17 protein-coding genes and 1 pseudogene are annotated in these 18,476 nt (G+C 67.4%); 6 read left to right on the top strand and 12 right to left on the bottom strand.

The features are described 5' to 3' along the window. Nucleotides 1-26 precede the first annotated feature (26 nt). The 6 genes from OG874_RS12060 to OG874_RS12035 form a co-directional block, all read right to left on the bottom strand. The gene (locus OG874_RS12060; protein WP_330255211.1) at nucleotides 27-1,142 is read right to left on the bottom strand and encodes an acyl-CoA dehydrogenase family protein; all 1,116 of its coding nucleotides are present in this window, start codon (nucleotides 1,140-1,142) and stop codon (nucleotides 27-29) included. Between the two features lie 43 nt (nucleotides 1,143-1,185). Beyond that, nucleotides 1,186-1,653 (bottom strand): VOC family protein, encoded by a 468-nt coding sequence (locus tag OG874_RS12055; protein WP_330255210.1) that lies wholly within the window; start codon nucleotides 1,651-1,653, stop codon nucleotides 1,186-1,188. A gap of 4 nt (nucleotides 1,654-1,657) precedes the next feature. Further along, nucleotides 1,658-2,857, bottom strand: a complete 1,200-nt coding sequence (locus tag OG874_RS12050) for a cytochrome P450 (RefSeq protein WP_330255209.1) — start codon at nucleotides 2,855-2,857, stop codon at nucleotides 1,658-1,660. Nucleotides 2,858-3,261: 404 nt separating this feature from the next. Next, nucleotides 3,262-4,494 carry a CaiB/BaiF CoA transferase family protein gene (locus OG874_RS12045; RefSeq protein ID WP_330255208.1) on the bottom strand — a complete coding sequence of 411 codons (1,233 nt, stop codon included), beginning with the start codon at nucleotides 4,492-4,494 and terminating at the stop codon, nucleotides 3,262-3,264. A gap of 79 nt (nucleotides 4,495-4,573) precedes the next feature. Next, the gene (locus tag OG874_RS12040) at nucleotides 4,574-5,338 is read right to left on the bottom strand and encodes a crotonase/enoyl-CoA hydratase family protein (RefSeq protein WP_330255207.1); all 765 of its coding nucleotides are present in this window, start codon (nucleotides 5,336-5,338) and stop codon (nucleotides 4,574-4,576) included. Between the two features lie 69 nt (nucleotides 5,339-5,407). Next, on the bottom strand, nucleotides 5,408-6,067 hold the full coding sequence (locus OG874_RS12035; protein WP_330255206.1) for a TetR/AcrR family transcriptional regulator: 660 nt from the start codon (nucleotides 6,065-6,067) through the stop codon (nucleotides 5,408-5,410). Between the two features lie 120 nt (nucleotides 6,068-6,187). Here OG874_RS12035 and OG874_RS44680 point away from each other — a divergent pair. After that, nucleotides 6,188-6,892 (top strand): annotated as a pseudogene (locus OG874_RS44680) (phosphotransferase); the annotation flags it as partial. Between the two features lie 263 nt (nucleotides 6,893-7,155). On the opposite strand, the gene OG874_RS12025 reads toward OG874_RS44680, so the two are convergent. Both OG874_RS12025 and OG874_RS12020 read right to left on the bottom strand, forming a co-directional pair. Continuing rightward, nucleotides 7,156-7,854 carry a hypothetical protein gene (locus tag OG874_RS12025; RefSeq protein ID WP_330255204.1) on the bottom strand — a complete coding sequence of 233 codons (699 nt, stop codon included), beginning with the start codon at nucleotides 7,852-7,854 and terminating at the stop codon, nucleotides 7,156-7,158. A 121-nt stretch (nucleotides 7,855-7,975) separates the two neighbouring features. Beyond that, the gene (locus OG874_RS12020; protein WP_330255203.1) at nucleotides 7,976-9,220 is read right to left on the bottom strand and encodes an ABC transporter substrate-binding protein; all 1,245 of its coding nucleotides are present in this window, start codon (nucleotides 9,218-9,220) and stop codon (nucleotides 7,976-7,978) included. Nucleotides 9,221-9,513: 293 nt separating this feature from the next. On the opposite strand from OG874_RS12020, the gene OG874_RS12015 reads away from it, so the two are divergent. The 4 genes from OG874_RS12015 (at nucleotide 9,514) to OG874_RS12000 (ending at nucleotide 14,165) form a co-directional block, all read left to right on the top strand. Further along, nucleotides 9,514-11,592, top strand: coding sequence for a branched-chain amino acid ABC transporter permease (locus OG874_RS12015; protein WP_330255202.1), 2,079 nt, complete (start codon nucleotides 9,514-9,516; stop codon nucleotides 11,590-11,592). Next, nucleotides 11,589-12,404, top strand: a complete 816-nt coding sequence (locus OG874_RS12010) for an ABC transporter ATP-binding protein (RefSeq protein WP_330255201.1) — start codon at nucleotides 11,589-11,591, stop codon at nucleotides 12,402-12,404. Before OG874_RS12015 ends, OG874_RS12010 begins: the two co-directional genes overlap by 4 nt. After that, nucleotides 12,401-13,123, top strand: coding sequence for an ABC transporter ATP-binding protein (locus OG874_RS12005; RefSeq protein WP_330255200.1), 723 nt, complete (start codon nucleotides 12,401-12,403; stop codon nucleotides 13,121-13,123). The genes OG874_RS12010 and OG874_RS12005 overlap by 4 nt, the downstream gene beginning before the upstream one ends. Nucleotides 13,124-13,409: 286 nt before the next feature. Further along, the gene (locus OG874_RS12000; RefSeq protein WP_330255199.1) at nucleotides 13,410-14,165 is read left to right on the top strand and encodes an SDR family NAD(P)-dependent oxidoreductase; all 756 of its coding nucleotides are present in this window, start codon (nucleotides 13,410-13,412) and stop codon (nucleotides 14,163-14,165) included. Here the strand turns inward: OG874_RS12000 and OG874_RS11995 are convergent. Both OG874_RS11995 and OG874_RS11990 read right to left on the bottom strand, forming a co-directional pair. Next, nucleotides 14,162-15,187 (bottom strand): phosphotransferase family protein, encoded by a 1,026-nt coding sequence (locus OG874_RS11995; RefSeq protein WP_330255198.1) that lies wholly within the window; start codon nucleotides 15,185-15,187, stop codon nucleotides 14,162-14,164. The two genes, OG874_RS12000 and OG874_RS11995, sit on opposite strands and share 4 nt — an antisense overlap. Nucleotides 15,188-15,193: 6 nt before the next feature. Further along, entirely contained in the window at nucleotides 15,194-15,835 is a 642-nt protein-coding gene (locus OG874_RS11990; RefSeq protein ID WP_330255197.1) for an AMP-binding protein, read from the bottom strand. Nucleotides 15,836-16,165: 330 nt separating this feature from the next. Between OG874_RS11990 and OG874_RS11985 the strand changes: the two genes are divergently transcribed. Next, nucleotides 16,166-17,029 carry a mycofactocin-coupled SDR family oxidoreductase gene (locus OG874_RS11985; protein WP_330255196.1) on the top strand — a complete coding sequence of 288 codons (864 nt, stop codon included), beginning with the start codon at nucleotides 16,166-16,168 and terminating at the stop codon, nucleotides 17,027-17,029. Nucleotides 17,030-17,076: 47 nt separating this feature from the next. On the opposite strand, the gene OG874_RS11980 is transcribed toward OG874_RS11985, so the two are convergent. Next, nucleotides 17,077-17,835, bottom strand: coding sequence for an SDR family NAD(P)-dependent oxidoreductase (locus OG874_RS11980; protein WP_330257269.1), 759 nt, complete (start codon nucleotides 17,833-17,835; stop codon nucleotides 17,077-17,079). A 50-nt stretch (nucleotides 17,836-17,885) separates the two neighbouring features. Then, a complete protein-coding gene (locus OG874_RS11975; RefSeq protein WP_330255195.1) occupies nucleotides 17,886-18,461 on the bottom strand; it encodes an AMP-binding protein in 576 nt (191 codons plus the stop codon). Between the last annotated feature and the right edge of the window lie 15 nt (nucleotides 18,462-18,476).

Below are 18,476 nucleotides of genomic sequence, written 5' to 3'. Positions count from 1 at the left end.
GCCCTTTGGTCGGAGTCCGACCGGTGTCAGATACCGACCAGCCCGGCCAAGCGGGCGCGGTGCGTTGCGGGCCCGCCGAACAGCTGCTCGGAGGACTTGGCGCGCTTCAGATACAGATGCGCGTCGTGCTCCCAGGTGTAGCCGATGCCACCGTGAATCTGGATATTCTCCTTCGCCGCGTTGGTGAAGGCATTCGCGCAGTACGCCGCGGCCAGTGCCGCCGCTACCGGCAAGGAGTCCGCGCCCTCGGCGGCCACGGACGCGGCGTGATAAACCGCCGACCGCGCGGATTCGATCTGGAGCAGCATGTCCGCGCATTTGTGTTTGATCGCCTGGAACGACCCGATCGGCCGGTCGAACTGCACGCGGATCTTCGCGTATTCCACCGCGGTGTCCAGACATGCCTGCGCGCCGCCGACCTGCTCGGCGGCCAGCGCCACCACCACCAGGTCGAGCACGGTGCGCAGGTACGCCGAAGCGTCCCCATCCGGCCCGACCCGCTGCGCGGGCGCGCCCGTCAGGTCGATCCTGGCCAGTCGACGCGTCGGATCGAGCGTCTCCAACTGGACGCGGGTCACCCCGGACGCGTCGCCGTCCACCGCGAACAGCCCCGGCCCCGCATCGGTTCTCGCGACGATGAGCAGCAGATCGGCCGTATGTCCGTCGACAACGAACATTTTGGTGCCCGATAACGTCCAGCCATCGCCATCGCGCGTCGCCGCCGTCGTGATGTCCGACAGTTGCCAGGATCCGCTCGACTCCGCCACCGCCAGGGTGGCGGTCAGCGAACCATCCGCGATGGCGGGCAGCCAGCGCGCCTTCGCCGTCTCGTCACCGCAGGCGGCGATGGCCTGACCGGCCAGGGCCACCGTCGCGAAATACGGCGACGGCAGCAGCACCCGCCCCATCTCCTCCAGCACGATTCCCAGCTCGACCGCTCCGCCGCCGGCGCCACCGTATTCTTCCGGCAGCGCCAGTCCGTGCAGGCCGAGCTGCTCGGCCAGCTGCCGCCACACCGCCGGATCATGCCCCTGATCGGACTCCATCCAGTGGCGCACCGCCGCACTCGGCGATTTCTCGGTCAGGAAACGGCGCACCGTCGCGCGCAGCTCGTCGTGTTCCTGGGTGGATGTCAGCGTCACCCGATACCTCCGCGATCGCGAATCTTCTTGTGTCGCACCATGATCACTGCGGGGTGCGCTCGCGGAGGTACTCGGCGAAATCCGGTATCCGGGTGCGGTCGACGATCTCGATCCGCACTCCGGAGGGATCCAGGTGATAGGCGAAGATCGACAGTTCTCCGTCGACTACCGCGCAGGCTTCCAGCGCGAATCCCGACTTCTCGAGCAGCTTCGAGGTCGCCTGGACGTCGTCGCAGAAGTAACCGAGGTGATGGGTCGCGACATTCGGCGCCGCCGTCCACGGTGTCCCGGGAATCTCCTGCACGAGTTCGATGGTCGGACCGTCGAGCGAATAGGCATATTGCATCCGTAGGACGCGCTCACCGTCGGCCATGCGGATCGGCAGTTCGCCGGTCAGGGTCTCGGTCCAGCGGTAGCCCGCGACCTCGCTCATCCGGATCTTCGACGCCTCCAGGTCCGGCACCACAACGCCGGTGTGGTACAGATCCGATGCTTTCAAGGGATGAGTCATGCCGTCACCACTCCAGCCGCAGGGACTGGATGCCGTACATGTTGCCGTGCTGTTCCAGATCCTGCCCGGCCACCAGCCGGTACTCCGGAATCCGCTTGTGCCACTCCTCGACCGCCACATTCAGCTCGAGGCGGGCCAGGTGCGAGCCGAGGCAACGGTGCGGGCCCGAACCGAAGGCGATGTGATTGCTCTGCTCCCGATGCAGGTCCACTTCCAGCGGGTTCTCGAACCGCTCCGGATCACGGTTGGCCACCGCGAGCGGCAGCATCACCATCTCGCCGGCCTTGACCGGGCAGCCGCCGATCTCAGTGTCCGCGGTCGCCTTGCGAGCCGGGACGACAAAGGAGTAGACACGCAGGATCTCCTCCACGCCCATCGCGATGAGCGACGGGTCCTCGATGACCGCCCTGCGCTGCTCCGGATGGGTCGCGAAGTGGTACAGCGCCCAGCCGATCGAGATCGGCACCGTGTCGAAGCCGGCCTGGAACATCAGGATGCAGAACGCGTGCATGTCGTAATCGCTGATCGGCCGGCCGTCGATCTCCCAGCTCATCGTGCGCGACAGCAGGTCATCGCGCGGCGCGTCCCGGCGCAGCGCGATCTGCTCCTGGAAGTACTCCGACACGGCGGTCATGGCCCGCATCTGCCTGACTCCGTCGGGGTCCTCGTCGTAGGTCAGATGCAGCAAGTCGTGCACCCAGTCGAGGAATATGCCCAGATCCTGTTCGGGCAGACCCATCAGGCGCATGAAGATCAGGGTCGGAAACTGGCGGGCGAATTCGTCGAGCACGTCGACGCCGCTGCGGTCCAGCAACTGGTCGATCAACTCGCCCGCGACCCGGCGGACCTCCGGCTCGCGGGCCGCGACCGACTTCGGCGAGAACTCGGTGCCGAGCAGCCGCCGCCACGTGGTGTGTAGCGGCGGATCCAGCATCTCCGGGATCCACAGGAACTTCGGATCCGGATTGAGCGCGGTCACCGACTTGTTCGAGAATCGCCGCCAGTCCTGCAGCGCTTCCTGCACCGCCCGGCCCTCGGTGATGACCCAGTAGCCGCTCGCGATGGTGCTGCGGAACCCGGAGTGGGTGCCGGCGATCTCGTCCCAACGCTGCTGATGGCTCAGGACCGGGCCACCGAGCCGGTTGTCGAAGTGATACGCGGGCACACCTTCATATGTCCCCTCGGGCTCGAGCATCGTGCTCATGCCTCCACCTCGCTGGCGCTCGGTTCCGACATGACCACCGGCGTGGCTCTGTCTATTGCTCGCTCGCTTCGCTCACTCATGCCTCCACCTCGCTGGCGCTCGGTTCCGACATGACCACCGGCGTGGCTCTGTCTATTGCTCGCTCGCTTCGCTCACTCATCGAGATCCTCTCGTCGAAGGCTGCGGCTGGCGGGCGATCGCGGTGCACCCGGTCCCCGTAGGCCGGCGGGCGGCAGTGCGACCGCACCTCATGTCACGTCGCAGCCTCGTAGAACGTCATACGCATTTCGTGACTCGATGCGTCCGACTCGTTGTGCTGGTCCGAATATACCGGGACTGCGACCAATTGTGTATACCCTTTAGCGGTTCGGCCGCTCAGTGGAAATGGCCGTCCGGTGCGCTCGCTACGTGACCGCGCCGTCGATCTTGAGCGCGATGAGTTCCTCGTCGGTAATGCCGAGTTCCCGCAGGACCTCGTCGGTATGTTCGGCGAACTGCGGGGCCCGGGTCAGTGTCACCGGAGTCTCGTCGAACTGGACGGGATTGGCGATCAGTTCCCGGTCGATACCGTCGGCGTCGACGACCGCGGCGATGAGACCGTTGGCTCGCAGCGACGGATCCTGGCCGACTTCCCACGCGTTCTGCACGGCGGCCCACTGGCCCTCACCGCGACCGAGGATCTCGACCCATTCGTCGAACGGGCGCGTCGCGATGATCTCGGCGACGAGTTCAGCGGCCGGCGCGGCGTTCGCCATCAGCTTCTCGGTGCTGTCGAACCGCTCGTCGTCGATCAACTCCTCGCGACCGGCCAGTCGGCAGAATTCCGGCCAGTATCGACCGGGCTGCAGCATCGACAACTCGAGCCAGCGTCCATCCGAGGTGCGGTAGGCACCGATGAGCGGATTCGTGGCCGAACCGTGCCGGGGCGGGGTGTTCACCGGAAGCGGCCCACCGGCGAGCAACGCGAGGTTGGCCGTGAACTGCGTCGCCCACGCGCCGACACCGAGCAGCGAGACGTCCACGACGGATGGTTCCCCGGTCATCTTGCGGGAGTAGAGGGCGGCGGCGATGCCGCCGGCGATGGTCATGCCGCCCATCGAGTCCCCGTAGGCGCCAGCGGGCATCCGCGTCATCCGGTCCGCGCCGGGCGGGGTGACACCGGCGGCGCTCCCGCCACGCGCCCAGAAGGCCGTGCTGTCGTACCCGCCCTTGCTCGCTTCTGCCCCACGCGCGCCGAAGCCGCTGCCCCGGACGTAGATGATGTCCGGGTTGATCGCCCGCACGTCCTCGACGTTGATCCGCAGTTTCGCCCGCGCGTCGGGAAGGAAGTTCGTCAGGAACACATCGCTCCTGCGGATCAGTTCCTCCAGTACCCGTCGGGCGGCGGGCTTCTCGAGCGCGAGGCCGACGCTGCGCTTGCCCCGGTTCGGCCCCTCCATGATCGGAAAGAACGATGAGCCGGCACTGTTTGCGGCGTAGCCGAGCACTCGCGACAGCCCGCGCTGGGCGTCGCCCCGCTCCGCATGCTCGATCTTGATCACCTCGGCGCCCCAGTCCGCGAGCACCGCGCCCGCGGCCGGGACGAAAGTGAACTGCGCGACCTCGAGTACGCGCACACCCGCCATCGGTTTGTGCATTGGATCAGCTCCTCATCGAATTGATTTGGTCAAAGAGTTTTCGGTCACCGCGGACAAACGCCGGTGAATCACCCGCCGGCTATCGCCCCGTCCAGACCGGCGGCCGCTTTTCGGCGAAGGCGGTGGCGCCCTCCTTGGCGTCGGCCGAAGCGAATACCGGCGCGGTGATCTCGACCTGCCGTGCCCAGCCCTCCGCCAGCGTCCAGTCGGCGCTGGACCGGGCGATCTGCTTGGTCGCCGCGACGGCGAGTGGGCCGTTCGCCGCGATCGTCGCGGCCAGTTCGAGCGCACCGTCGAGCGCGCCGCCCTCATCGGTGAGCCGGTTGACCAGTCCGACCTCGGCCGCTCGCTCGGCGCCGAAGGGCTCCCCCGTCAGCAGCAGCTCCAGCGCGATCGCGAACGGCACCCGCCGTGGCAGCAGCAACGCCGCACCCGCGCCGGCCACCAGGGACCGCTTGACCTCCGGCACCCCGAAGCGCGCCGTGCGAGCCGCGACGACCAGGTCGCAGGCCAGCAGCAATTCGAATCCGCCCGCCAGCGCCCAACCCTCGACCGCGCCGATCAACGGCTTGCGCGGCGGGGTAATCGTGATCCCGCACAGCCCGCGCCCCTCGATCGCTGGACTCTCACCTCGCAGATAGGCCTTCAGATCCATGCCCGCGGAGAACGTCCCACCCGCACCCGTGAGCACACCGACCCACAGCTCATCCGACGCGTCGAGTTCGTCGACCGCCGCGGCCACCGCCGCGGCCACCCCGGCATCGAGCGCGTTCTTCACCGCCGGGCGATTGATCGTGATGACCTGGACCGCGCCACGACGCTCGACGAGCACCTCATCCGACACGTCTACTCCTTCACACGGTCGGCCCGCGCCGACCACTTCTCGATGAACACTATCTTCAATTGCGCATACTTATTCGGAACGCAGAATGTCAGGTGCCGCCGGCAGGATCCAGCCGATGAGATGCTCCACATCCGCGGCGGTCGGCACCCGCTCCGCCCACAGGAACTGCTCCATGACGGCGAACATCGCACACGACGCGGCGAGGGCATCGCGGGCCGGATCCCGGCTTCCGCACGCCGTCAGCGGTGTGGTCAACAGTTCGGCGATCCGCTGGCGCAGCTCGATACCGCTCGAGGCGGACCCGGCACCGCGCGAGGTATTCCGCAGCACCGCGCGCGTGGTCGCCGCTACCTCGGGATCGGCCGCCTGCTTGAAAACCGCCTGAACGCAGGCCCTGACCTGCTCGATCGGGTCGGTCTGCTTACCGCACTGATGGCGCAGGTGACCGAGCAGCCGCCGGGCTCCGTCGTCGGCGATCGCGGCCACCAGATCGTCCTTGCTCCGAAACGCCCGATAGAAGGCGTCGTTGGAAACCTTGGCCAGCCGGACGATTTCGGCGATCTTCGGGTTGCCCGCCGCATCCGCCCGCATGAGCACGAGGCCCGCGTCGAGCAGCCGACGGACTTCGTCCTCGGCGGTGGCGAATCGGGCGCCGGTCCGGCGGCGCACGGCCCGGGCGGCCAGGGATTCCGCGCCGAGGAGGTCATCCTCGGCGTATGGACTCTGCATGGCAAAAAGTATACTGTTCTAGCTACCGATTCACCAGAATCGAATTCTTGCGCATTGGTATGGCGTTCTGCCGAGTACCCCATCCGGTCGGCTCGGTAGTCGCGACGGACGGAGTAGTGCATGGCCGAAGGGTCACAGATGGCTGAGCGAAATCAAGTGGATCGGCCGCAGATCGGGATAGCCGATCCCGATGACATCGCGCGGCGCGCGGCGCGGGCGGTCGGCCGACCGCTACATGATCTGACGCAGCTGACCGGCGGCGCCTCCAGCCTGACCTACTCCGCCACGACGGACGCGGGTGTCCGCGTCGTGGTGAAGGTCGCCCCGCCCGGCCTCGCGCCCGTGCGCAATCGAGATGTCCTGCGCCAGGCCCGGCTGCTCACCGCGCTCGCGGATGCGCCGGGCGTATCGGTGCCCGCGGTGCTGGGATCCGACGGTGGCGCTCCACCGGAGGTCCCGCCACTGTTCGTCATGTCCTTCGCGGACGGCGAGAGCTACGAGCCGCGCCACGCCGCGCCCGAGCAGCGCCCGCCCGCGCCCCAGGTGCGCGAGCGCGCCGCGGCGGCGGCGCGCATGCTGGCGGCCCTGCGCACCGTCGACCCCGCCGCACTGGGCCTCGACGAACCCGCCACTACATTGTCGGCCGAGGTCGAGAGGTGGCAAAAGGCCTTGGCCACTTACGATCTCGAGCCGATGGCGGCGCTTACCGAACTGAAATGCCGGACTCGGCTCACCGACGCGATACCCGCGCCGCGCCGTCCCGCGGTGCTGCACGGCGACTGGCGGCTGGGCAATATGCAATGCGTCGGCGGGCAGGTCCACGCGGTGATCGACTGGGAGATCTGGTCGGTCGGCGATCCACGGCTGGATCTCGCGTGGCTACGGCTCATGTCCGATTCCACGCATCCGTCGGCGGTCGCGCCCGATGCCCCCACGCTCGAACCCGATGAATTGCTCGCCGAATACGAATCCCTTGGAATAGATCATCTGGCGTGGGCCGATCCGTTTGCCCCTGATAGCCGAAGCCCCGCCCGGGGACGGGGACCGGGCGGGGCGCGGGGCCGGAAAGGCCTGTGTTACTCAGTGTTTCACTTCGGGGTCGGCATCGGCTGGTTGATGGTGGTGAAGTACTGCGCCACCGCCATGATCGCCATCGGGGCGGCGATGAACAGCTGGCCGGCCAGGGTGCCGACCGCGCCGATGGCGGCGATGCCACCGAGGCAGCCGATGGCGGCCGCGGGGATGAAGGCACCGAACAGGCCGATGATGGTGGCCGAGGCCACGGTGGCCCCGGCGATGCCGCCGAGAACGCAGCCGATGGCGCCGCCACCGAGGCCGCCCACGATGCCGCCGATGGTGGCACCCATGGTGACGGTGCTGATCATGCGGGCGAAAGCGGCCTGTTCGCGGTCGTATTGGGTTTTCCATGGGGCCTGATCCTCGAATGGCAGTGCGACCGGCTTGTAGGTCGCGTGTGCCATATCGAACTGCGGGGTCAGGGTCGCGGTGCGGCCGGCGATATCCGCGGCGATCGGGAATTCGAAATCATCGACACGGAACCGCAATTCGGTGCCACCGAGTACGGTCCCATCGGCCGCTTTGATCTTGAACACCCCATCCTCGACGGCCAGATCGCCGGCATCGGTGGTGATGATCGTGGACTTCTCGGTGACATTCGTGGTGTAGCCGACGCCGCGGTCATTCGGCTGCGATGTCGCCAGCCCAGCCTGTGCGGTGACCGCGACCGCGGTGACCGCCAACGTACAGGCAGCTGCAATCTTGCTCATCGTGCACTTCTTTCTTCTCATATCCCTCGGACAGCGTTGTTGAGGGAGACCTAGAGCGCGGCCGAGTACCTCGGACCACGCATCGGCGAGGTCGCGCTAGCTGAGGTGACGGGTCAACCGCCTACTTCGGGACCACCGTCACGCCCGGAATCTGCGCACCGCACGCCGGCGATCCGGCCGGATCCGGCACGAACTGGTTACCCCGCAGGATGGAGACGTAGCTGCAGTTACCCGGGCCACCGACCGAGTAGGACCCGCGATTCTCGAAATCGGCCGGCTTGCTGAACAATCCGCCCGCAGTCCAGCTCTTGTCGGCGCGCAGTGCGGTCATCAACTGCTCCTGACTCGCATTGCACCCCGCCTGCTCCAACCCGTGAATCAGCAGGTCAGCGCTGATCCAGCCCACCGCCATAGAGAACGACGGCAGCCCGGACTCCGAACCCGCGAACTGCTTCAGCGCCGCCGACCACGCCTGCGTCGCCTCCGTGTTCATCTCCACCGGCGCATAGGACGTCAAGAAGCCGACCCCTTGGGCCGCCGCGACAGCGGGCGGCGACTTCAGCAGATCCGCGCCGTAGCCGGTGGCCAGTAGTACCGACTTCATCTCGACACCGGCCTGGCGCAGGCCGGAGACGAGCGCGAACGCCGTTTCCGGGATCACCGGGACGTACAGCACATCGGCGCCGGACTCCTTGATACCGAGCACCATCGCGCCGACATCGGTGGATCCGACCTGGACGCGCTCGTTGACGTAGCCGCGAGACAGCCCCGCACGCTCGGCCGCCAGCGCCGCCCCCTCCCCGGCCTTCGACGCGCTCGGGGTGTTGTACGCGACCACCGCGACCTTGGTGCCGCCGAGCTTCTTCCAGTAGTCGCCCAGCGTCGTGGCGGCCTTGTTGTAGTCGGTACCCGACATCGCCGCGAAGAGATTGTCGTACTTCGGGTTGAACCACTGCTCGCCACCGTCGAACGCGCCACCGATGAACGGCGTCGCCTTCGCCTGGGTGCCCGCGTACTGACCGGCGCCGTAGAAGTAGGTGCTGATCGGCAGCACCGCGTACGCGTGCTCCTGCTGCACCAGCCGTTGGGCTGCGGTCAACGCGCCCTGCGGCGTGGACTGATCGTCACCGACGACCACCTCGAAGCCCCGGGCCGCACATTTGCCGTTCGCCGCCTGGTAGGCGGCGAACCTGGCCTTCACCCCGTTCTCCGACTGGGCATAGTTCGAGCTGGCCGCACCGCTCAGCGCGGTCACGACACCAACTTTCACGGGTCCGGTCGTGTCGGCGCCGCCGCTGCTGCTACACGCCGGAAGAACTAGCAAAGCGGCGCACAGCCCGGCGGCCATGGCACTTACTTTCCGCATCTGAACTCCTTGGAACCTGCGTCGGTCTCCGACAGCGCTGCCGGATCACTCGACTTCGGCCAGTTGACCATATTTAGTACCCTTTGTCTCCGTTATCGCGAAGAAAGCTCAGAACTCATCCGACCCCATCCGTGAGCTGTCACCTAGTTAGAGATAAGCCGTATGACCAGGTAACTGTCCGCAGATTTGATAGGAGGCCCGAATGTTGCTGCAGGGTACGAAAGCGGATGTGGCCGGTTGAGCAGGGGTTGACGACAATCGCTTATTAGCGCACTCTTACACCATCTTCCAACATGAGCGCCGAGCTTTTTAGGAGCCCACAGTTGCTCTCCTACGTCCTCGCCGGCCTAGCCCTCGGCGCGATCTACGCAATCGCCGCGGCATCCCTGGTCGTCACCTATGTGTCCTCGGGCGTGTTCAACTTCGCCTTCGGTGCCATGGCCTTCGCCGTCGCACGCTTCTACTTCTTCCTGCACGTGGAGCAGGGCTGGCCGTTGCCGCTCGCGGCCGTCGTCGCGATCGGGCTGTTCGGCCCCGCACTCGGCGTCGCGCTGTACGTGCTGCTGTTCCGCTATCTGCGGCTGCGTTCACCAGTGGTCAAAATCGTTGCCACGATCGGTCTTTCGGTCGCGTTGCCGCCGCTGGTCAACCTGGTGTTCGGGCATCTGGTGAACATCACCGCGCCGGGTCTGGCGCCGCAGCCGCTGAAGGTGTTCTACCTGTTCGGTGCGGTCGTCGATATGAACCAGGTGATCACCTACCTGGGCTTGGCGTTGGTCCTCGCCCTCGGCACGGTGTTGCTGCGGTACACCGATATCGGCCTGAAAATCCGCGCGCTGGTGGACTCCGAGGCGCTCACCGCGATGTCGGGGGTCAGCCCGACGCGGGTATCGCTCGGGGTGTGGGCCTTCAGCGCACTGCTGGCCGGGCTCGCCGGCGTCCTGGTCGCCCCCACCGCGGGCCTGTCGGTGGACGGCATGACCTTCCTGATGTCGGCGGCGTTCGCGGCGGTGGTGGCGGCGCGCCTGCGCAGCTTGCCGATGGCCGTCGGGGTCGCACTCCTGATGGGTGTGGTCACCAATGTGATCCAGCGCTATCTCGATCCGGAGAGCCCGTTCTCGGCGCAGATCGTGCCGAGTATTCCGTTCATGTTCATGCTGGTCTTCCTGCTCTACTACGCGCTGCGCGGACAAGCGGGCGATACCGCGATGGGCGGTGCGCTGGATCGGGCGATCCGCACGGAGAGTGCGGGCGCGCCGGCCGGCTCGGGCACGGGGCAGGCCGGTCGGATCCGGCCGACGGCCGCGGTCATCGGTCCGCTGGTGACGATCGGCGTCATCGCGGTCTTCCCCATGATCTTCGATCAGTTCTGGACCGGGCTGACCGCGGCGGGCATCGCGCTGGCGATCGCGCTGCTGTCCTACACGCTCGTCACCGGTGAAGGCGGAATGATCTGGCTGTGCCAGATCACCTTCGCGGGTCTGGGCGCCGTACTCGCCGCCGAACTCGCGACGAATTCCGGCTGGTCGCCGCTGCTGGCCGTGCTGGTGAGCGCGCTGTGCATGGTACCGATCGGCGTGATCCTCGGTTTGCTGACGATCCGGCTCGGCAACCTCTACGTCGCGCTGGTGACGCTGACCTTCGGCCTGCTCGCCCAGAACCTCGTCTTCATGCGGGACCGGTTCTACAACTCCGGCCAAGGGATCTACATGCCTCGGCCCGAGTGGGCCGCGGAGAACAAGACCTTCGCCTATCTCGCGCTGGCGGTATTCATCGTGCTCGGCGTGATCGTCCTCAATCTGCGGCGCTCGACCACCGGACTGGCGGTGACGGCGGTTCGCTGGAGCGAGGCGGGTTCACGCACCTTGGGGCTGAGCATCCTGCAGGTGAAGGTGCTGGTCTCCGCGGTCGCCACCTTTGTGGCGGCGATCGGCGGCGGATTCATCGCGCTGAATTACCAATCGGCGCTGCCGGATTCGTTCAACCCGTTCGCCGGCCTGGTCTGGTTGGCCGTCCTGGTGACGGTGGGCGCGCGGTCGATCACCGGCGCGCTGGTCGCCGGTGTCGCCTTCACTGTCCTGCCCGGCGTCTTCCAGACATATCTCCCGACGAGCTGGGCCGAGATCCCCGTCATCATGTTCGGCTTCGGTGCGATCATGCTCGCCCGCAACCCCGAGGGCATCATCGCCATGCACGGGCGACAACTGCGCGATTTCAACAGCTGGCGCGAGCGCAGGCAGACCGCCGCGCAGGTGGCCGAACCGGCCGTGTCCGAGCCGAAACCCCTGAACGAGCAGCACGCCGACGCCGATCGCCACCCGGACACCGTGAATGCCGAGCCGCACGCGCTGACCACTGGAGACCCAGCATGATTGCCACCACCTCCGAAACCACGCCGCCGCGGATCGAGGCGCGCGGGGTGACGGTCCGCTTCGGTGGTCTCGTCGCCCTCGACAATGTCGATCTGCGGGTTCCCCCGGCCGCCATAGTCGGCCTCGTCGGCCCCAACGGCGCGGGCAAGTCCACGTTGTTCGCCGTACTGTCCGGTCTGCTCAAACCCAGTTCGGGTGCGGTCTTGATGGACGGTCACAACGTCACCAAGGCCAGTCCGCAGGCGCGAGCCAGGCGCGGCCTCGCCCGCACCTTCCAGCATCCCGAGCTGTTCCCCGGTCTGACCGTCCGGGAACACGTGGTGCTCGGCTACCGGGTCCGGCATGCGCGCAGCCGGATCCTGACCGACCTCGCCACCGCCGGCGGCTTTCGCAAGCCTCCGGTCGACGAGGACGCGCGAGCCGACGAGATCCTCGCCGCACTGCAGCTGACCGGGCACGCCCATCAGCCGGTCGCCGGGTTGCCATTGGGTACCAGCCGCCTCGTCGAGATCGCCAGGGCGCTGTCCGTCGATCCGAACGTGCTACTGCTCGATGAACCGTCATCGGGGCTCGACGCGCAGGAAACCGAGGAGCTCGCGGCCACACTCACCCGTGTCGTGGCCGACCACGGCATATCGCTGCTACTGGTCGAGCACGATGTCGAACTCGTCCTCGGGTTGAGCGATGTCGTCAACGTGATCGACTTCGGCGTCAAGATCAGCGAGGGCACCCCGGCCGAGGTTCGCGCGGATCCCGCCGTGCGCGCCGCCTACCTCGGCACGGAAGCCGACGAGGAAAGGACCTCGGCATGACCACCACCTCCGCACTGCTGTCCGTGCGCGACCTCGGCGTCCGCTACGGCACCGCGCAGGCACTGCAATCGGTCACCTTCGACCTGCTGCCGAACAGCGCGCTCGCTGTGTTGGGCCCCAACGGATCCGGCAAGAGCACACTCGCCAGAGCGCTGTCCGGACTCGTGGCACCGGCCGCCGGAACCATCGAACTCGACGGTCGCGATATCGGCGGGCTGACGCCCGAGGCGATCCGCCGGGCCGGTCTCGTGCACCTACCCGAGGGTCGCGGCGTATTCCCGACGCTGACAGTTCTGGAAAACCTGCGCATGGCCACCGCGGTCGACCGGCGACAGCGCGCCGCGGCCATCGACCGGGCGCTGGAGATCTTTCCGGTGCTGCGGGAACGGCAGCGCCAGGCCGCCGGCACGCTGTCCGGCGGCGAACAGCAGATGCTGTCGCTGGCCAGGGCCCTGATGGTCGAGCCGCGGTTGGTGATCGCCGATGAGATGTCACTGGGCCTGGCACCCAAGATGGTCGACATCGTCTTCGAGAGCCTGCAGCGAGCGCGGTCCGCGGGTGTCGCGGTGATCATGATCGAGCAGTTCGCCAGCCGGGCACTCGCCTTCGCCGACCACTGCCTGGTCATGCAACGCGGGCGGGTCGCCTGGGCGGGCGCGACGGAGCAGGCCGGAGACGAATTGCTGCGCCGCTACCTAGGCGACGCCACCGCGGCCTGAACCGGCAAACCACAGCGGCTCGGCACTTGCGCCAACCGACCCAAGACCACCTACTCGACCCCGACGGAGCGAGTCTTACGAGCGACCCGTTCGCGGCCCGTCTCGCGTCCGCGCCGTAGGCGCGGCCATCGAACTCAGCCGAGTCGTCGAAGCGCATGCGACGAGGTCGCGAGTCTCGACGGCACCGCTTGCGACTGCTTGCAGGTCGCTCGAAAGGGTCCGACGCGAGACACCAGGGGGCCGCGAACACGCCGCGCCCGCGCGGCCGACGATATGGAGAGTTGGGATGACGGATAACGAATTTCAGGGCAAGGTCGCGTTCATTACCGGAGGCGGCCGCGGCTTCGGCAAGGCGTTCGGCACCGCGCTGGCGGGTCGTGGCGCGCATGTGGTGCTAGCCGATATCGACGGCGATGTAGCCGCCTCCGCCGCCGCCGAGCTCACCGCGAATGGTGCGAGTGCGATCGGGGTGGCCTGCGATGTGGCCGACGAGACCAGGGTCGGCGAGGTGATCGGTGAAGTCGCCGAACGCCATGGTGGTCTCGACATCCTGGTCAACAATGCGGGACTGCACGCCGCCTACAACAAGCCGTTCGCCGAACTCGGCCTGGCCAAGACGCGGCGGCTGTTCGACGTCAACGTCATGGGCGTGATCATCTGCACGCTCGCGGCGAAGGCCGCCATGAGCGGACGAGCGGGCGCCTCGATCGTCAATATCTCCTCCTCGGCGGCATATCCGAATCGAGCGGCCTACGGCGTGTCCAAACTCGCCGTCCGCGGTCTGACAATGGAGTTCGCACACGAACTCGCCGCCGATGGCATCCGGGTCAACGCGATCGCGCCGGGCCTGATCTTCACCGACACCATTCGGGCCGAGCTGGCCCCCAGTGAGGTCGAACGCGTTATGGGACAACAGATCCTGCGACGTGAGGGCGAGGAACAGGACATCGTCGAGGCGCTGCTGTATCTGGTCTCGTCGAAAGCGTCCTTCGTAACCGGCGAAACCTTGCGTGTGACAGGCGGTTTCACGCTCTCGGTCTAGCCGAGCAGTGCCATCGCCTCGGCCAAGAGCATCGGCAGCGCGGGCAGCATGCGCCGGTGCATCTCGGTCAGTGTGCCGGCCTTGCGCCCGCGCTTGATCAGCAATGCGGTCGCGGCGGACTCCTTGTATTTGGTGAGCGCCTCGAACCACGGCAGATCCCGCAGGGCTGCACCCCGCGCCTCCTGATAAGCGTCGACCAGCTCCGCCTTGCCTGGCATCCCCGTCGGCTCGTCCGACAGGGATGCCGGGTGCCGCGCCTCGTCGGTGAAGAAACCCAACCAGGTCACATCGATCCGAGGGTCGCCGAGCGACCAGATCTCCCAGTCGATGATCGAGGTGACCCGCTCGCCCTCGCACAACGTGTTGCCCAGCCGGTAGTCACCGTGAGTGAACACCGGCGCCGTCGCGGCGGGCATGGTGGCGTGCAACCGGTCCGCGACCGCCGCGTAGCCGGTACGCAGATCCTCCGAAACCGTGGTGAAAGCCCTTGTCCAACGGTCGATCTCGGCGCCGAGCGACATGACGGGCTCGGCCGCCAGCGCGGTGCGCAATGGATCGACCCGGTGCAGGTCGGCGAGCATGCGGGCCGCTTCGAGGGCGCGCGCCCGCACCTGTCCGGCGGGTACGGTGCCGCGCGGCGTGAGCACCGGTTCCACACACTCCCCCGGCACCAACTCCATGGCCACGAACGGCGAGGTCTCCGGCGGTGCGCCCACGTCGGAGAACAGGACCGCGGGTACCCGCACGCCGTGCTGCCCCGCCAGCACCCGCATGATCCGCGCCTGGCGCAGTACATCCCGGTTACGCACCGGCGCCAGGCCGGGTGGGGCCACCTTCAGGACGACGCGCTCATACTCGGCAGGGGCGCCGGATAGCGCGGCCACGAAGGTCAGACTCGACGTGCCGCCGGTGAGCGGCTCGACGCCGTCCACCGTGGCCCCCGGAACCCAGCCGCGCACCGCCGCCGCGGTGCGCGCGGTCAGATCCCGCAGCAGATCCGGGCTGCTCGCGACAATGCTCACGTTCACTCACTCCTGAAGTCGGTCGCTTCGGGACGACTCCGCTGTGCGGCCGGTAGACCGTTTCCCGGCCGAAACCGAAAGCGGCGGCCATCCGATGATCGATCGGCAGCCCGGTACCGAACGGGAGCCCGGAGACCTCCGGGAGGATCCCCTTGGGTCGGCCGGTCGTCCCGGAGGAATAGAACATGTAGTAGCCCTCGACCTCGTCCTCGATCGGCTCGATGGACCGGCCCGCCACGACCCGCGCGAGACTCTGCACCCCGGCACATCGCCGGTGACGATCCGCTCGAGTTCGGGTAGCGCACGACCGACCGCCGCGGCCAGGTCCGCCAAAGCGGGCGCGAACAGCAACAGGCGAGCCTCGCAGTTCTGCACGATGTAAATCGCTTCGGCATCGGACAGATGCCAGTTCACCGGCGTGTACAACAACCCGGAGCGCTGAGCTGCCCACACGATCGGAAACACGTCGATGGTGTTGTCGAACAGCAACGCAATGTGGTCACCCGGGCGCAGCCCGCGTTCCCGGAACGCTTGCGCGATCCGATTCGACTGGTCTTCGAGCTCGCGGTAGGTGAGCACGGCGCCCGAACCACCCATCACGATCGCGGGCTTGTCCGCCAGCTCCGCCGCCAGTTCGGTGAGCCGCATGCCCCGCTCCCGTCGTTCGGGTCGGTGTCCCAATTCAGTTCCGTTCCAGTTCGATATCGTCGCGCATTCAGCCAGCACCCGCTCGGAATAGTATCCTTAATTCCGCACCTGCGCCGGGGTTTTGCTCGAGATTCCGCAACCGACCACAGACTCCGCAAATGGCTCTTCACTAGCGCACCAAGACGGTTTGGAGATCAGATCCAGCGCAGTCCGGGCAGTGAGCATGCCCTCAGCACCACCGCCCGCATCAGATATTGGTTACACTAAATTTGGACTATCGATCTAACTCGGATGACTGCATACCCGGGGCAGACTTGGAAGGAACCGTCAATGACGACACCCAAGCGTGGCGACGAGATCCCCGCACCGCCACCGCCCACCGCACCGACCAGTCGGCGGTTCGTCGGCAAGGTCGCCTTGGTCACGGGCGCGGCGCGCGGTCAGGGCCGGGCCGAGGCCGTGCGGTTTGCGGCCGAAGGAGCCGATGTCATCGCGCTCGACATCTGCCGCACCCTGGAGACAACGAAGTATCCGGGAGCGACGCCGGCGGATCTTGCCGAAACCGTCGCCCTTGTCGAGAAATACGACCGCCGGATCGTGGCCCGCGAGGTCGACACCCGTGACTTCGACGCACTCGCCGCCGCTGTCCGCGAGGGTGTCGCCGAACTCGGCGGCCTGGATGTCGTGGTGGCGAATGCCGGTATGACCGCCGCCGCCCGCGCCTGGGAGATCGACGCGGACCACTGGCGCGAGACCATCGACATCAACCTCACCGGCGCGTTCCATACGGCGAAGGCGACCGTGCCGATCCTGCTCGAGCAGGGGCGCGGCGGCAGCATCGTGTTCACCGGATCCGTCTCGAGCGTGCGCGGTCTGCCCTTCCTCGCGGCCTACGTCGCCGCCAAACACGGCGTCCTCGGGTTGGCCAAGACGCTCGCGAACGAACTCGCCGAGTACCGCATCCGGGTCAATACGGTGATCCCGCACGGTGTGGACACCGATCTGCGTGTCCCCGAATTGTTCGAGCTGATGGAGTCGGCCCCGCAGCAACAGCTGCTGTACATCCCGAGCCTGCCCGACCAGAAGAGCACGGTCGACGATATCGCCGCCGCCATCGCCTGGCTCGCCTCCGACGAGGCCCGCCATGTCACCGGAATCGAACTCCCGGTGGACCTCGGCCGCACCAACCGCTGATCTCCGCGATCCCTCGCCCGGTGAGCCGGGCGAGGGATACCGCGGCGTCAGGCGCTGAGCATCTGCAGGCCGCCGTTGACCGCGATCAGCTGACCTGTGATGAACCGTGCCCCGGTACCTGCCAGGAACACCATGATGGGGGCGAGATCGGTATCCGGATCACCGAGCTCACCCCGCAGCGGCATGGTCGCCCGCAAGCGTTCCTTGAATACCGCGGCGCCCTTCGCACCCAGGTGATCCCACAGCCGTTCGGCATTCGCCGTGCTGACCGCCGGCGCCAGGGCGTTGACGGTGACCCCGAATTTCCCCCACGCGGTGGCCGCGGACCGAGTCCACGCATGGACACCGGCCTTCGCCACCGCATAGTGCGGCGCCATCGGATTTCCGCGAACGCCCTCGCCCGAACCGAGATTGATGATGTGTCCGCCACCCTCGCGCATACGCTCGAACGCCGCTTGGTTGGTCAGGATCGTCGAGCGCAGATTGGTGTCGAGGACCTGATCGAGCTCGTCATCGGACAGCGACTCCGGCGTACTCGGCCGCCACGAGCCCGCCGCGTGCAGCAGGACATCGAGTCCACCCAGAATCGACGTCGCCTGTGTGAACGCCTTCTCGACCGAAGCGCGATCGCGCGCATCGCACGCCACCCACTCGCACCGTCCCACGAGATCCTTCGGGGGCGGTGCGGTATGGAACAGACCGACCACATCCGCCCCGGCTTCGAGGAAGGACGCCACTGCCGCCGCGCCGATGCCACTGGCCGCCCCGGACACCACCGCGCGCCGACCGGTGAGCGGCCGGCCCACCGCTACTTGTCCCACTACATCCACCACGTCCACACTCCTGTTCACCGCCATCAACGCAACTGCTCGCGCAGCACGAACTTCTGCACCTTGCCCGCGGCCGTACGCGGCAGCGTCAGGTAGCCATCGGCATCTACGCGGCCGATATCGCCGGTTCGGAACCAGCGGCCCGGTAGGAATGACTCGGCGTCGAGCGTCGGATCGGTGTAGCCGAGGAACAGCTCGCCGCCCCGGGTGACGATCTCGCCCGCCGCGCCGCTCGGCACGTCCATGCCGTCGTCGTCGACGACGCGCACCTCGTTGCCGCTGATTACGCGCCCGTCGGTGGTGGCCCGTTTGACCAGCGGATCCGACGGCGTCCCGGAGCTGACCGTCGGATGCTCGCTGGAACCATACGACCGATAGGCGGCGATTCCGGCCCGATCGGCCCGGTCCACCAGCGCGGGCGGCACGCCAGCGGCGCCGACGATGAACTCGCGCAAGCTCGCGAGCGTCGCGGCGCCGCGTTCGCACTCATCGAGCAATCCGGCCAGGTGCACCGGCGCACCGACACCGGAGGTGAGGCCGTACTCGTCGACCAGCGCGCCGCGCTCGATCTCCGCCAGCAGGGTTCGGGTCTCGCCGGTCATGCCCGCTGTCATTTC

The sequence above is a fragment of the Nocardia sp. NBC_00565 genome (assembly GCF_036345915.1).
In the GTDB taxonomy this organism is placed as follows: Bacteria; Actinomycetota; Actinomycetes; order Mycobacteriales; family Mycobacteriaceae; genus Nocardia.
Note: the sequence above shows the minus strand (reverse complement) of the source record. Positions and strands in the feature narration are given on the sequence as shown.

Bases quoted from the DNA above. Each gene is read 5' to 3' on its own strand.
- OG874_RS12045 (WP_330255208.1), bottom strand. From the start codon at position 4,494: ATGCACAAACCGATGGCGGGTGTGCGCGTACTCGAGGTCGCGCAGTTC.
- OG874_RS12015 (WP_330255202.1), top strand. From the start codon at position 9,514: ATGAGCGCCGAGCTTTTTAGGAGCCCACAGTTGCTCTCCTACGTCCTC.
- OG874_RS12035 (WP_330255206.1), bottom strand. From the start codon at position 6,067: ATGCAGAGTCCATACGCCGAGGATGACCTCCTCGGCGCGGAATCCCTG.
- OG874_RS11990 (WP_330255197.1), bottom strand. From the start codon at position 15,835: ATGCGGCTCACCGAACTGGCGGCGGAGCTGGCGGACAAGCCCGCGATC.
- OG874_RS11975 (WP_330255195.1), bottom strand. From the start codon at position 18,461: ATGACCGGCGAGACCCGAACCCTGCTGGCGGAGATCGAGCGCGGCGCG.
- OG874_RS12005 (WP_330255200.1), top strand. From the start codon at position 12,401: ATGACCACCACCTCCGCACTGCTGTCCGTGCGCGACCTCGGCGTCCGC.
- OG874_RS12000 (WP_330255199.1), top strand. From the start codon at position 13,410: ATGACGGATAACGAATTTCAGGGCAAGGTCGCGTTCATTACCGGAGGC.
- OG874_RS12050 (WP_330255209.1), bottom strand. From the start codon at position 2,857: ATGAGCACGATGCTCGAGCCCGAGGGGACATATGAAGGTGTGCCCGCG.
- OG874_RS12020 (WP_330255203.1), bottom strand. From the start codon at position 9,220: ATGCGGAAAGTAAGTGCCATGGCCGCCGGGCTGTGCGCCGCTTTGCTA.
- OG874_RS11985 (WP_330255196.1), top strand. From the start codon at position 16,166: ATGACGACACCCAAGCGTGGCGACGAGATCCCCGCACCGCCACCGCCC.
- OG874_RS12055 (WP_330255210.1), bottom strand. From the start codon at position 1,653: ATGACTCATCCCTTGAAAGCATCGGATCTGTACCACACCGGCGTTGTG.
- OG874_RS12010 (WP_330255201.1), top strand. From the start codon at position 11,589: ATGATTGCCACCACCTCCGAAACCACGCCGCCGCGGATCGAGGCGCGC.
- OG874_RS12025 (WP_330255204.1), bottom strand. From the start codon at position 7,854: ATGAGCAAGATTGCAGCTGCCTGTACGTTGGCGGTCACCGCGGTCGCG.